This window comes from Parablautia muri, assembly GCF_009917485.1.
Lineage (GTDB): Bacteria > Bacillota > Clostridia > Lachnospirales > Lachnospiraceae > Suilimivivens > Suilimivivens muri.
On the sequence record NZ_QZDT01000020.1, the window covers coordinates 1 to 14167 of the forward strand.

Genomic DNA, 14167 nt, shown 5'->3' on the forward strand with positions numbered 1-14167 from the left:
TGCTATTTTATTGCCAGTTTTTATTGAATTTTCAAGGTGCATAGGCACTTATTCAAGTGCGAAGTTTGAGTTAATAAATATAAAATTATAGTTTGTTCTGCGCTATAACCTATGCTATACTTCCATATATCATAAGCCTCCATGATTTCTTGGGCCGGCTTATTGAATAAACCTGCAAAGGCGCAAAGAGATTCCGGCGCCTAATGTGTATTAAGGAGGAAAAAGAAATGGGATTATTTTCAAAAAAAACAACGGAGTTAGCCTATGACGCCGCAGAATGTCAAAGAAAAAAAGATATAATGCGCCAAATGTGGAATGAGGCGGTTGAGGATGGAGACAGCTACGAAATTCTCCATGCCACCCAAACCACCTCCAAATTCGAGAGAGGCTTTATCTTTGACAGCAACACAACCACCTACTATCACTATATCGTGGGATACCGCAAAAGCGATGGCAAAGTCGGCATGGTGCAGGTAGACCGGGACTTGACCCAGCATACCGAACCATTTTTTGTGGATATAAGCGCCGTAGTTGGCGTGAGCTATTACGCTAAACTACAGCAGGCGTGGCTCCTTTACCGTAAAGGTTATGATTCTTACGGCGAGCAGTTTAATATCAATGATACGGGCAGCAAAACAGTAGCCGGTATTGCAAATATGGTCCAAAACGAAGAACGCGAGAAATTCTTAGACTTTTTAGAGGAACTGCGCGCCCGGCTGGAAAAAGAAGGACATAAACAGGAGAAGTGGAAAAGAGTATGATAGGACGATTATGCCGAAGTGTATCCGGATTTTCCATATCCATTTTATTTTTTGGTTGTATCCTTTTTGGCGTGTTGATCAAAGAAGGGGACTTTCCGTATCTTTTCATGCCCTCTCATGATTATGACGATGTGCTGGAACAGGGCTTAAAATGCGGCCAGCACATAAAAGGAGACTTGTTTTACAGCCTTGGGAGCTTTGCCTCTAAAGAAAGCTATACCCAATATGAAAATTCCAGAACGGCAGCTAAAACCAACGGTTATTACTATCTGATTCCTGTAGGCGATGGAGGAATGGCGGCGGTTTATATCCATAAAGATGATTTGGATGTTATGGAGAAACTGACCGAGGAAACCTATGCCTATTTGGAAGGAGGCAGCCTCCCACAGACAAAAGTGCATTTTGAAGGGGTGGCGGTAAAAATGGAAAAAAACCTGAAAGGCTTGGAAAATGCCTTTCGGGAAGAACTGGAATCCATCGGATACACCAAAAGCGATATAGAAAAAATCCTTGCCTCCTCCGGCGGAGAATGTCTTGTTCTCTACGGCCCGGCGAATATGTCCATCATGTATATTATGCTTGCCATCGCATTTATTATGGTTTTGGTTGGAATCCTCCTGATTCTGCGTAATTATAAAGAGGAAGCCGCATATGATAAGATGAATGCCAGCCATGCAGTAAAATACAAATAAAAGAAAAGGAGAAAACGATGCATATCCAAATCATCACCGATTCATCATCAGATATTACAAAAGTAACCCGCAGCGACCTTACCGTCCTCCCCATGAAAATCACTTTTGATGAGGAAGAATACCTTGACGGAGTAAACTTATCCCACAAAGAATTTTATGAAAAATTAGTTGAATGCGATACTCTGCCCACCACAAGCCAAATCCCGCCTTACGAGTTCGAAGAAGCCATAAGAAAAGTGACGGCCTCAGGTGATGTGGCTATCATCATCACTTTGTCCGGCAAGTTGTCCGGCACCTACCAGAGCGCATGTATTGCCGCTAAGGAATTTGAAGGCAGGGCATTTGTGGTGGACAGTGAAAATGCAACCGTAGGGGAAAGAGCGTTGGTTGAGTATGCCCTGCAGCTGAAAGACGCCGGTATGGCGCCCCGGGCTATCGTGGAAAAGCTTGAGGCGGATAAAAAGAAAATCAGGCTCATTGCCCTTCTGGATACTTTAGAATATTTGAAAAAGGGCGGCCGCATCTCTAAAACCGTAGCTTTTGCCGGTAATGTCCTGTCCATCAAACCGGTTGTAGGGGTTGTGGACGGCGAAGTTGTCATGCTTGGCAAAGCAAGAGGCTCTAAGCAGGGCAACAACCTGCTTGCCCAGCATATCAAAACCTCCGGCGGCATTGATTTTCAAAAGCCTTATTTCCTGGGCTATACCGGTTTAAGCGATACCCTGATGCAAAAATATATTATCGACAGCGAAGCTTTATGGAAAGAGCACGTGGAGAGCCTTCCTGTGTCCACTGTGGGCGGCACCATCGGAACCCATGTAGGACCTGGCGGTATTGCGGTTGCATTTTTCACTCTTTCCTGATGCAATCCGGCAATCAGATTTACATATGCGCGGCAAGTTCAGCCTTCGGCTTCACTGCTACCTTGCCATACCATTATGCATTTTCATACCATTATGACGCATTTTCATTTGACAAATCCGGCTGATAATGATATTATGAGACTCATTAAACCCATGAGGGAGTAGCAAGCGTATTGCGCAGCAAGTCAACATACTGGCTATTTAGCCTGGCTTGCTTTAAATTGCGAGACTCATGTATAACGATAATGCTATACATGTTGTCCGTATATTGAGAAACGATGCCCAAGTATAGCGTTATTGTTGTACTTGGGTTTTTGCATTGTAAGATACAGGAGGTATAAAATGGAACCAAATTTATTATTTTTCTTTAACAGCATTCTGCTGGGCATTGGACTTGCTATGGACGCCTTTTCGGTATCACTTGCAAACGGTTTACATGAGACGGAAATGAAACCTGAGAAGATGTGCGCAATCGCCGGCACATTTGCCCTTTTCCAGGCGTTCATGCCAATGTTCGGCTGGATGTGTGTTCACACAATTGTCCAATATTTGAAAACATTCGAGCAATTTATCCCTTGGATTGCTTTTATATTGCTCCTTTTTATTGGCATCAAAATGTTATTAGAAGGTATTCAAAATAGTGATTCGGAACTTCCAAAGCCCGGAGTCGGATTTTTCTCCCTTATTGTGCAGGGTATCGCCACCTCCATAGACGCACTGTCCGTTGGCTTTACCATCGCGGATTATAACTTTTATATGGCAGGCGCCAGCGCGCTCATCATTGCGGCCGTAACATTTCTGGTTTGTATGACAGGCCTTGTAATCGGGAAAAAATTTGGCACAAAGCTCTCAGGCAAGGCAACGCTTTTAGGCGGCGCCATATTAATTGTAATCGGATTGGAAATCTTTATTACCGGCATATTCTAAAGGAAAATCACCCTCCATCCAATTGACAGATTAAGGATTTACATTGTAAAATATATAGGTATATTAAGGTTTTTATTTTCTTTTACTTTCTATAGAAACAACGGATAAAAAGTTTTACAACTGTCCGTGCGGGCACGTCTGGCTTATCTCGCTGCCCGCTCAAAACAAATATCCCGCCATATGCAACGGGGTATCAATCTTGCCATAAAGGGAGGAAACAGAAATGTACCGTTGCCACGTTCATTTCTATTTAACAGGCCGCCAGCGTAATCTGTTTGACCTTATCAAGGGAATACCTTCTCTTGAGAATTTTATCCACTATTTTTCAGAAAGTGACGAACCCGACAAAGAATGTGCCGCCAGGGCAGATGTTATTTTGGTTCATTTACAAGGGTTGGATGTAAAGCATGCGCTGCAAACGCTTATCAGCAGCAAGCGCAAAGAGGCTAAACTAATTTTACTTGCAGACAGGGAGCAGTTTCCGCTTTTTTCAGACTATCTGACCGAAATTGACGATATATGGACGCTGCCCATGTCGGAATCTGAGGTCAGTTTTCGGTTTTTAAGATGGCAGCAGTCTTATAAACTAAGTAAAGATTTCTGGCAGACCAGCCAATTTTTAGAATCCACTATCAACAGTGTTCCAAACCTTGTCTGGTACAAAACCAAAACAGGTATACACGAGAAAGTAAACGACAGCTTTTGTAAAACCGTCAGCAAAACCAAGGAACAGGTACAGGGACGCGGCCATGCTTACATATGGAACGTTGAACAGGACGACCCTGCCTGCATTGAATCCGAAAACATGGTCATGAGCCTTAGAAAGACCTGTGTATCTGAGGAGATTATTCAAACCGGGGAAGGTAAACGATTGCTTACCACCTACAAATCACCATTGTACGATCTTGACGGCACCGTTATGGGCACCGTTGGCGTGGCCATTGACATAACACAGGAACGCGCTTACGAGCAGGAAATTATCAAAAAGAACCATACCCTGGAAACTCTTTTCACAACACTGGACTGTGGCATCATGTGTCATTCTGTGGACGGTTCCCACATCATAAGCATCAACAGGGCCGCCCTCAAGATCTTAGGTTTTGAATCCCAGGAGGCTCTGCAGGAAGCCGGGTTTGACCTGGTTGCAGCCTCTGTGCTGGACGAAGACAGAGACGCATTGCGCGCTTCTATCCTATCCTTGAAAAAAGCAGATGACAATGTCAGTGTAGAATACCGCGTACAGCATACCGATGGTGAAATACTGCATATCATGGGCAATGTTAAACTGATAGAAGAACACGGCGAACTGTTTTATCAGCGATTTCTTTTAGATTGTACCGCTCAAAAGCTTCAGGAGCGAAGGGACCGTCTTGAACAGGAACAGCGGCAGGCGGAATTGGTTCGGGCGCTCAGCATTGATTATAATCTTGTCTGCTTTTTCAATCTTGAAAACGGTATGGGAAACATCCTTCGGCTTGAAGATTGCGAACAACATGTATTAAGTTCCATTTTTTCCGGCGAAATCACCCTGAATGAAAGCATAGAGCGCTACATACAAACCTGTGTTCATCCCGATGACCGCAATATGATCCGAAATGCATTATCCCTCGATCAGCTCAGAACAGATTTACTTGAAAAGAAAACGTACTACATCAATTACCGTACATTCTGCGAAAACACATTAAAATATTTCCAGATAAAATTAGTTCTTGTAGGCAAGGATACCAAAAACTATGGCGCTGTTTTAGGCTTTAGGAGTGTGGATGAAGAAACACGGCGGGAACTGGAAAAGAAAAGTCTGCTTGAAGATGCTCTTATGCAGGCGAACCGGGCTAGCAAAGCCAAAAGCACCTTCCTTTCCAATATGTCCCATGATATCCGTACGCCTATGAACGCCATTGTCGGTTTTACGGCACTTGCCATCACTCATATTGAACAAAAGGAACTGGTGGAAGAATATCTTAAGAAGATTATGACTTCTGGGAACCATTTAATCAGCCTGATTAATGATATTCTGGATATGAGTCGTATCGAAAGCGGCAAGCTGCATCTGGATGAACAACTATGCAGCCTGCCTGACATTTTGCATGGACTACGCAATATTGTACAGGCGGACGTTTATGCCAAACAGCTTGATCTGTACATGGATGCGGTGGATATTCTGGATGAAGAAATCTATTGCGACAGGCTTCGGCTGAATCAGGTTCTTTTGAATCTACTTGGTAATTCAATCAAATATACCAGTGCGGGCGGCACAGTCAGCATCCGGGTGATAGAAAAAACCAATGCCCAGGCAGGCTATGGAACCTACGAATTTCATATCAAAGACACGGGCATTGGAATGAGCAAAGAATTTGTGGAGCATATTTTTGAACCATTTGAAAGAGAAAGGAACTCCACAATCAGCGGCATCCAGGGAACCGGTCTTGGAATGGCAATCACCAAAAACATTGTAGATATGATGAATGGAACCATCAACGTGAAAAGCGAACAGGGTATAGGGACAGAATTTATTCTCTGTCTTACCTTCCGCTTATATTCCGGAACAAAGGAGCCTCTTATCATACCGGAATTGAAGGATTGCAGGGCTCTTGTGGTGGATGATGATTTCAACACCTGCGACAGTGTAACCTACATGCTCCAGCAAATAGGTATGCGTGCGGAATGGACCTTATCAGGCAAGGAAGCCGTACTGCGCACCCGTCAGTCCCTTATGCGCAATGACAATTATTGTGTTTATATCATTGATTGGCGCCTGCCTGATATGAATGGGGTTGAAGTTGCGCGAAGTATCCGAAGAGAAACCGGTGAAAATGTACCCATTATTGTTTTAACCGCATATGACTGGGCGGACATAGAGGATGAGGCAACCGAAGCCGGCGTCACAGCTTTTTGCAGCAAGCCCTTGTTTATGTCGGACTTAAGAAGATGCCTGAATTCCATCGTAAATGCAGACGAAATCGAGCGAAACAAAGCCGCTTCCGAGCTCACTGCCCATTACACAGGCCGTATTTTATTGGCCGAGGATAATGAACTAAATCAGGAAATTGCCACTGCAATTTTAAACGAGGCAGGATTTTCCGTTGAGATAGCAAGCAACGGAGAAATAGCCGTAGATATGCTGAAGAATTCTGAACCGGACTACTATCAGCTTATTCTGATGGACGTCCAAATGCCTGTTATGAACGGCTATGAGGCAACCAGGGCTATCCGCGCGCTGAAGGATTGTGAACAATCATCCATTCCAATCATTGCCATGACTGCCAATGCCTTTTTAGAAGATAAGCAGGAAGCTTTAAGCGCCGGTATGAACGGGCATATTGCCAAACCTATCGACATAAAAGTTTTATTCCAAACTTTGGATAAAATATTATCTTAGTTTACAGGCTGGCTTTTCGCCAGCCTGTTTTATTCTTTTGTACCCTTCATCCTTTCTCTGAGCCTCCATTCCTTTTCCGGATCTATCACCTCCGGAGCGTCCTTAAGCAAATCGCAGGTCTCCTTACTCCCACATGCTCCATCTAAACAGGCACAAGACATATGCGTTTTTTTATAAAGATTATCCTGCTCCCCTTTTCTATAGGCCACCGGATACAAACCTGTGTAGTGAATTTCTTTACAAAATCCCTGAACATATAAATACTTTTCCAAACCTTTATCCTTCTCTCATTTTACATATAAACTTCTACAGGACAAAATCAAACAGACTAATCTGATTGGATTCCGGCAGTTCTCCTAAAAGATGCAGGCTATACATCAAATCCACAATTGATTTTGACACCTTTGCCCTGTCCCTAAAATCATCCTTAGACAAAAAGGGACCATCCTTTGCCGCCTCCACGATGGAATCCGCCGCCTTTTCTCCCAGTCCGTCAATGCTGCTTAAAGAAGGCATCAGCTTTCCATCTACAATCTGAAAATTCCGTGAATGTGCCAAAAAGATATCAATCGGTACAAAGTCAAACCCTCGAACGTACATTTCCTGTACAATTTTCATATCTTTCAGGGTATCCTGTTCTTTTTTGGACAGGGTATCGCTCCTCCTTTTGTAGTCCGCCATAGCATTTTCAAGATGCTGTTGTCCTAAGCACATCAGCTCATAAGAAAAAGCAGATGCGCGAATCGAAAAATAAGCTGCGTAATAAGCCAGCGGATAATTAATCTTGCAGTAAGCAATACGCCAGGCCATCATAACATAGGCCGCAGCATGGGCTTTGGGGAACATGTATTTAATCTTTTTGCAGGACCATATGTACCAATCCGGTATCCCCTGCTCTATCATAGCTGTCTCCCACTCGGGTTTTAAACCTTTTCCCTTACGCACACTTTCCATAATGGTAAAAGATAAGGCGCTGTCCATCCCCTGGTTAATCAAATATATCATAATATCATCACGACAGCATATGGCAGTAGAAATCGTTGCTTTTCCATCCATAATTAAGGTCTGTGCGTTGCCAAGCCACACATCCGTTCCATGCCCTAATCCGGAAATCCGAATCAAATCTGAGAACTGCTTCGGCTTGGTATCCAAAAGCATTTGGATAACAAACTCCGTTCCAAATTCCGGTATTCCAAGAGAGCCTACCGGACAGCCGTCAATCTGCTGCGGCGTAATGCCCAGAGCCGATGTATTTTGAAACAAAGACATAACCTGCGGATCATCCAGCGGTATTTGCGTTGGATCTATTCCCGTCAAATCCTGAAGCATACGAATCATAGTAGGATCATCATGCCCCAGTATATCAAGCTTTAACAGATTATGGTCAATGGAATGGTAATCAAAATGAGTGGTTACAATGTCCGTACTCATATCATTTGCGGGATGCTGAACCGGTGTAAAGGAATTGATATCTTCTCCCATGGGAAGAACAATAATTCCTCCCGGATGCTGTCCTGTACTTCTCCTGATACCGGTACATCCTCCTACAATGCGGTTAATCTCACAGACTCGTTTCCGTTTTCCACGTTCCTCATAATAGTTTTTCACATATCCATAAGCGGTTTTATCCGCCAGCGTAGCAATGGTGCCTGCCCTGTAAGTCTGCCCTGCTCCAAAAATAACCTCCGTATATTTGTGGGCCTTACTTTGGTATTCTCCTGAAAAATTCAAGTCAATATCCGGTTCCTTATCCCCCTTAAACCCAAGGAAGGTCTCAAAGGGAATGTCAAATCCATCCTTCACCAGAGGTTTTCCACATATAGGGCATGCCTTATCCGGCATGTCACAGCCGGCATTCCCGGCATAAGCTTTCACCTCCGGCGAATCGAAATCATAATAGAAGCAGTTCGGGCATCTGTAATGGGCACTGAGCGAATTAACCTCGGTAATTCCAGCCATAAATGCAACAAGGGATGAGCCCACCGACCCACGGGAACCTACCAGATATCCATCCTCCACCGATTTCCACACCAGCTTTTGGGCAATAATATACATAACCGCAAACCCATTGGTTATGATGGAATGCAGTTCCTTTTCCAGCCGCTCCTTTACCACCACCGGCAATTCCTCCCCATACAGCTCATGTGCCCTTTTATAACAGATATCCGTCAGTGTCTTATCACTGTCCGGGATAACCGGCGGACACTTGTCAGGCCGCACCGGAGCCATCACATCAATTCTGTCCGCGATCTTATTGGTATTGGTAATGACCACTTCCTCCGCCTTATCGCTGCCCAGATAAGAAAATTCCTCCAACATCTCCTCTGTGGTACGCAGATATAAGGGGGCCTGCTCATCTGCATCGGCAAATCCTTTACCTGCCATGATAATTCTGCGGTAAACCTCATCCTCCGGATCTAAAAAATGTACATCACAGGTAGCCACCACAGGCTTATGAAACTCCTCCCCTAAAGCAACTATCCTCCTGTTAATATTCTTAATATCCTCCATACTATTTATCGCAGAAATTCTCTCGGATTCAATCATAAACTTGTTATTTCCAAGAGGCTGTATCTCCAAATAATCATAAAAGCCAACCAACCGCGCAATCTCCGTCTCCGGTTTTCCCTCCAAAAGAGCACGGTACAGCTCTCCTGCCTCACAAGCGCTTCCCAAAATCAATCCTTCTCTGTGTTTCATAAGAAGACTTTTGGGTACTCTGGGACGCTTACTGTAATAAGTAAGATGAGATTCCGATACCAAAGCATAAAGATTTTCCCTGCCAATGTTATTTTCTGCTAAAATAATCGCATGATAGGAGGGAAGCCTTTTTATGATCTCGGGGCTGGCATCTCCAAGGGCGTTTACTTTAGCAAGCGTGTCCGCACCGGTTTCCTTCAACATGGGAATAAACTTTACAAAGATTTCGGCGGTTGCCTCCGCATCATCTACGGCCCGATGGTGGTTTTCCAATGATACTCCCATGGTTTTTGCCACCGCATCTAAAGTATGCTTTCCCTGATGGGGCAAAAGAATTCTGGCAATCCCCACCGTATCCACATAAGAAAATTCCCGGTTTATTTTCTGTCGCAGGGCATTTTCTTTTATAAAGCTCATGTCAAAGCCCGCATTGTGGGCAACCAATACAGCTCCCTCACAGAAGGCTAAAAATTCCGGAAACACCTGCTCAATGGTCGGCGCCTCCAATACCATACCATCGTTGATACCTGTTAACTTTTCAATTTCAAAGGGAATGGGAACATCCGGATTTACAAAGGTTGAAAATCTCTCTGTGATTTCCCCTTTCTGTACTTTCACGGCTCCAATCTCAATAATCCTGTTATTGACCGGCGAAAAACCCGTGGTCTCTATATCAAATACCACAAAATCCACATTAAAATCCTGCCCCTGTTCTCCCGTCACAATCTCCTGAAGGTCATCTACCAGATAGGCCTCCATTCCGTATATAATCTTAAAAAAGTCCTGCTTATCAGGCTCAGCCTCTCCGGCTTCCTTCCGCTTTGCCTTCTCCGCCTTCCAAAGATCCTCCCACACATGATTTGCATCCGGAAAGGATTGTACCACACCATGGTCTGTAATTGCAATTGCAGGATGGCCCCATTTGTAAGCGCGCTTCACAATATCCTTTGCCTCAGACACTCCGTCCATATCACTCATTTTCGTGTGGCAGTGAAGCTCCACCCGTTTGCGCACACTATGGTCGCTGCGTGAGACTGTGAAATCAGGTATTTTCTTTATGCCAGTCACAGAACCAATTGTCAGTTCACTGTCAAATTTGTCAATGGAGGTAACTCCCTTTAGCTTTACAAAAACCCCGTTCTTAATCCCCTGCTTCATCTCGTCCACCTGATCATTGTGCACAAACAGCTTAATGGTCATAGTGTCCGTAAAATCCGTCACATCAAACATGAATATGGTTCTTTCATTTCTGATTTCTCTGGTATCAAAGTTGATAATTTTTCCACGGATAGTCACCTCACCCATCTCTCCTACGATATCTTCTATGGGTATGGCTTCCTCCTCAAAATCCCTTCCATAAATCACATCCGGATTATCTGATCTCTTAACGGCACGCCTGAAATCTCCCCGGTTTCCCTTAAAGTCCCCTTTGCGCAGGCCGCCCTTTTCTCTGCTGCCAAAGGATGACACACTGCCGCTGCCTGCTGCACCGCCTTTTTTGCCCCCGCCTAAGAGAACTGTGTTTCCATCCTGCACTCTGCCATCGCTCCAGTTCCTTGCAGGCTTATCTTCCGTTTGTAACACTGTTTGGGAAATGGCTTTAGAATGATCCTGCAAGCCACCGCCTGCCTGCCCATCCGATGCCATATTCCCACCATCTATGCCATGGTCCTTTGCATGGATGGCCCGTGCCGCGATTTCCGCCACCTGACGGGCGATTTTCAAATCATCCTCCTGTCGATATTTCCCGGACTTCTTTTCCTTATACTCCACCTTGCATACAACACTAAAGCCGCACCGCTCATTAAAAATTTTTTCAAGAATTCTGGAAAGCTCCTCCGCCTTACTTCTGGCAGGTATGGTATCTTCTATTACCAGTCTAAGCTCTTTATCCTCTGTAAAATGAATATCCGCCCCTTTTAACAGGTTATATTCAATGGGACTGTAAGCTTTAAATTCAACCAAGATACTTTCTTTGTAAGCATCCAGCAATTTTTCCGGTGTATACTGTTCTGACAAATGAAACCTCTCATAAAGCTTTACCGCCACATCATGAATTGCAAAAAACTGCTTTTTAATTTCAGACTCTACCCTGAAAATCGTTTCCTTTGGAATCAGATAATCGCAGGCTATGGTAACACGAATGAAATCTCTGCTTTTTGTAGCAGAAACCTTCTCCACCGTAACCTGTTCAAATAAATCCTGTATTTTCTTTTCCAAATTTAACTTGGGAAACACCTCAAAAAACTGCTTTGCCATTTTTCCTCCACTCCAAATCGCCTTACCAAAGCCAAGCGATTATACCTTTACACATCCCAATGCTCTAATTCCTCTCTAAGTACCGCAAGCAGCTGATTTTCAGGCACTTTTTTAACAATCTCACCCTTTTTAATCAAGAGGCCTTCACCAATTCCGCCTGCAATACCGATATCCGCCTCCTTTGCTTCCCCAGGGCCATTGACCGCACATCCCATCACGGCCACCTTAATATCCAATGGAAACTCTGCCACCATATTCTCTACCTGGTTGGCAAGCCCAATCAAATCAATCTTTGTCCTTCCGCAGGTAGGACAAGAAACTACCTCGATTCCACCCCTGCGAAGCCCTAAAGTCCTTAAAATCAATTTGGCAGACTTAATCTCCTCCACCGGATCGCCTGTAAGGGATACCCGGATGGTATCTCCAATTCCCTGATGAAGAATCAGTCCCAGACCAATAGAAGATTTAATGTTGCCGCTGATAATCGTGCCGGATTCCGTAATCCCTACATGCAGTGGATAATCTGTCTTTGCAGCAAGAAGTTCATGGGCCTTTACACACATCAGCACATCCGAGGATTTAATGCTGATGACCATATTTTCATATCCCAATTCTTCAATCATATGTACTTTATCCAAGGCACTCTCCACAATTCCCTGGGCGGTAACACCGTGATATTTATCCACCAGTTCCCTTTCCAGAGAGCCGCTATTTACCCCTACCCGAATGGGTATATTCCTCTCCTTGGCCACGGCTACCACCTGGGCTACCTTATCCTTCCCGCCAATATTTCCGGGATTAATTCTAATTTTATCAGCGCCATTTTCCATAGCCGCAATCGCCATCTTATAATCAAAATGAATATCCGCAACAAGAGGAATGGTAATTTGCTTCTTAATCTCTCCGATTGCCACAGCCGCCTCCTGCGTTGGGACAGTACATCTGATAATCTCACAGCCAGCCTTTTCCAGCCTGTGAATCTGTTCCACTGTCGCCGCAACATCCTCCGTTCTTGTGTTTGTCATTGACTGTATCAAAATAGGGGTTCCTCCACCAATTACCTTATCACCAATTCTAATCACTCTCGTACTTTCTCTCGCCATCATTTCCTCCACCCTCGCATCGCAATTTCCTTTACAATTCTTTTATCCATGAACATTTTCGTACATTCTATTCTACTAAAACCAAGATAGCAAGTCAACGGCCCAACCCTCATATTTAGTGGTTATCGCTCTATGAAAATACAGCCAAGCGTTCTTTCACTCCGCCTTAATAAGGAAAATCCGGCTGCAATATTTACTCCCATCCTCCCCTTTCGCTACCACCTGCACGGCAAGCTCCTGTCCCGGAAGTCTCCCTGCAGGCAATTCAAACCGTACACAATCACTTGCCACATAAACGGCTCCATCCCTTAAGAGCATTTTCCTTCCCTGTTCATCACGCATTTCCACCCAGAGTCTTTCTTCTTCCCCCTCCGCATGTACCGGTTGTAATGGCATAGCAAAAAAACCACTCATCAGCACACCTCCAAGCAAAAACAGCCAAAAGCCAAACAACCCGGAAAACTTCTTTTCCGTCAGCCATATATTTTTTTCCTGTCTATAGGGAGGTCTTTTTTCTTTCAATCTGTAAAATATAAGATGTAATCCCCATGAAAGCAGCAGAAAAACCAAAGGCTTGGTTAAATACGGTAATGGAATATGATCTACAGGCACACCCTCTGACAACGGTAAAAGTAAGCAAATTATCCCATATGCTCCCGTAAGGAATACCGCAAGTCTCTTGATCTTCCTCTTAATTCCTGTCCAAATCCCCGTCTTATGGTATTGCAGCAGCGCATTTTCCAGCTGTTCCATGGACTGATATCTGTCACCGGCTTTCTCTTTTGTACAAGTCCGTATTATTTTTTTAAGTGTGTTTCGATACCACTTGTTATAAACTTCCAAAGGCAGCCTCTCATAGGGCGGCCTGGAAGGATTTATGCCTGTGAGCATTTCGCCAAGCACTTTCCCCACCCCATACACATCCCAGGTTACATCTCCACGGGTTTCCTTCCACTGTTCAGGAGGGCAGTATCCAAAGGTTCCCACACAATGCATTTCTCTTTTACTGCCGCAGGAATATTGCAAAGCGCCTCCCAAATCAATCAGCTTCAGCGTTCCATCCCGTTGAATCATAATATTTTCAGGTTTTAAATCCCTATAAATAATTGCAGGATGCCTTGCATGCAAATAGCCAAGTATTCTGCACAGCTCTATGGCCCATCTTACCGCCTGTTCCTCCTTCACCACACCGTACTTGTTCAGATAACGCCTAAGGCTCACCCCATCAATATATTCCATTACCATATAAATCTTTTCTTCCTGTTTAAAGTAATCATATATCCTTGGAAGTCCCTGGTGCTCCAATTCCTTCAACAGCTCTATCTCCTCCGAAGGAAATTCCTCTTTGCTTTCTTTCACCGCCACAAGTCGATTTAAATGCAGATCTCTGGCAAGATATACCTTGCTCATTCCTCCGCTGCCAATCAGCTGCAACCGCTCATATTTGTAAAATAAAATTTCTCCCATCCGGCTTCTCCATTCA

9 protein-coding genes are annotated in these 14167 nt (G+C 44.3%); 5 read left to right on the forward strand and 4 right to left on the reverse strand.

Going from position 1 to position 14167, the window contains the following annotated elements; genetic code table 11:
* Positions 1 to 227 precede the first annotated feature (227 nt).
* The 5 genes from D5281_RS12770 to D5281_RS12790 all read left to right on the forward strand — a co-directional run bounded on the left by D5281_RS12770 (position 228) and on the right by D5281_RS12790 (position 6622).
* Positions 228 to 761, forward strand: coding sequence for a hypothetical protein (locus D5281_RS12770; RefSeq protein WP_160560538.1), 534 nt, complete (start codon positions 228 to 230; stop codon positions 759 to 761).
* Complete coding sequence (locus tag D5281_RS12775; protein WP_160560539.1) at positions 758 to 1453, forward strand: DUF6709 family protein; 696 nt, start codon at positions 758 to 760, stop codon at positions 1451 to 1453. The genes D5281_RS12770 and D5281_RS12775 overlap by 4 nt, the downstream gene beginning before the upstream one ends.
* A 17-nt stretch (positions 1454 to 1470) precedes the next feature.
* Complete coding sequence (locus D5281_RS12780) at positions 1471 to 2316, forward strand: DegV family protein (RefSeq protein ID WP_160560540.1); 846 nt, start codon at positions 1471 to 1473, stop codon at positions 2314 to 2316.
* Between the two features lie 342 nt (positions 2317 to 2658).
* Positions 2659 to 3243: a manganese efflux pump MntP gene (locus D5281_RS12785; protein ID WP_160560541.1), complete on the forward strand. Its 585-nt coding sequence runs from the start codon at positions 2659 to 2661 to the stop codon at positions 3241 to 3243.
* A gap of 223 nt (positions 3244 to 3466) precedes the next feature.
* A complete protein-coding gene (locus tag D5281_RS12790) occupies positions 3467 to 6622 on the forward strand; it encodes a hybrid sensor histidine kinase/response regulator (protein WP_160560542.1) in 3156 nt (1051 codons plus the stop codon).
* Between the two features lie 29 nt (positions 6623 to 6651).
* Here the strand turns inward: D5281_RS12790 and D5281_RS12795 are convergent, their stop codons facing one another.
* The 4 genes from D5281_RS12795 to D5281_RS12810 form a co-directional block, all read right to left on the reverse strand.
* Complete coding sequence (locus D5281_RS12795; RefSeq protein ID WP_160560543.1) at positions 6652 to 6894, reverse strand: hypothetical protein; 243 nt, start codon at positions 6892 to 6894, stop codon at positions 6652 to 6654.
* A gap of 34 nt (positions 6895 to 6928) precedes the next feature.
* Entirely contained in the window at positions 6929 to 11581 is a 4653-nt protein-coding gene (locus tag D5281_RS12800) for a PolC-type DNA polymerase III (RefSeq protein ID WP_160560544.1), read from the reverse strand.
* 47 nt (positions 11582 to 11628) lie between these two features.
* A complete protein-coding gene (ispG, locus tag D5281_RS12805; protein ID WP_277935349.1) occupies positions 11629 to 12687 on the reverse strand; it encodes a flavodoxin-dependent (E)-4-hydroxy-3-methylbut-2-enyl-diphosphate synthase in 1059 nt (352 codons plus the stop codon).
* A 153-nt stretch (positions 12688 to 12840) separates the two neighbouring features.
* Positions 12841 to 14151, reverse strand: coding sequence for a serine/threonine protein kinase (locus D5281_RS12810; RefSeq protein WP_160560545.1), 1311 nt, complete (start codon positions 14149 to 14151; stop codon positions 12841 to 12843).
* Positions 14152 to 14167: the final 16 nt, after the last annotated feature.

Excerpts from the sequence above, each read along its gene's own strand:
- D5281_RS12770 (WP_160560538.1), top strand. The coding sequence starts at position 228 with ATGGGATTATTTTCAAAAAAAACAACGGAGTTAGCCTATGACGCCGCA.
- D5281_RS12810 (WP_160560545.1), bottom strand. The coding sequence starts at position 14,151 with ATGGGAGAAATTTTATTTTACAAATATGAGCGGTTGCAGCTGATTGGC.
- D5281_RS12775 (WP_160560539.1), top strand. The coding sequence starts at position 758 with ATGATAGGACGATTATGCCGAAGTGTATCCGGATTTTCCATATCCATT.
- ispG (WP_277935349.1), bottom strand. The coding sequence starts at position 12,687 with ATGATGGCGAGAGAAAGTACGAGAGTGATTAGAATTGGTGATAAGGTA.
- D5281_RS12780 (WP_160560540.1), top strand. The coding sequence starts at position 1,471 with ATGCATATCCAAATCATCACCGATTCATCATCAGATATTACAAAAGTA.
- D5281_RS12800 (WP_160560544.1), bottom strand. The coding sequence starts at position 11,581 with ATGGCAAAGCAGTTTTTTGAGGTGTTTCCCAAGTTAAATTTGGAAAAG.
- D5281_RS12790 (WP_160560542.1), top strand. The coding sequence starts at position 3,467 with ATGTACCGTTGCCACGTTCATTTCTATTTAACAGGCCGCCAGCGTAAT.
- D5281_RS12785 (WP_160560541.1), top strand. The coding sequence starts at position 2,659 with ATGGAACCAAATTTATTATTTTTCTTTAACAGCATTCTGCTGGGCATT.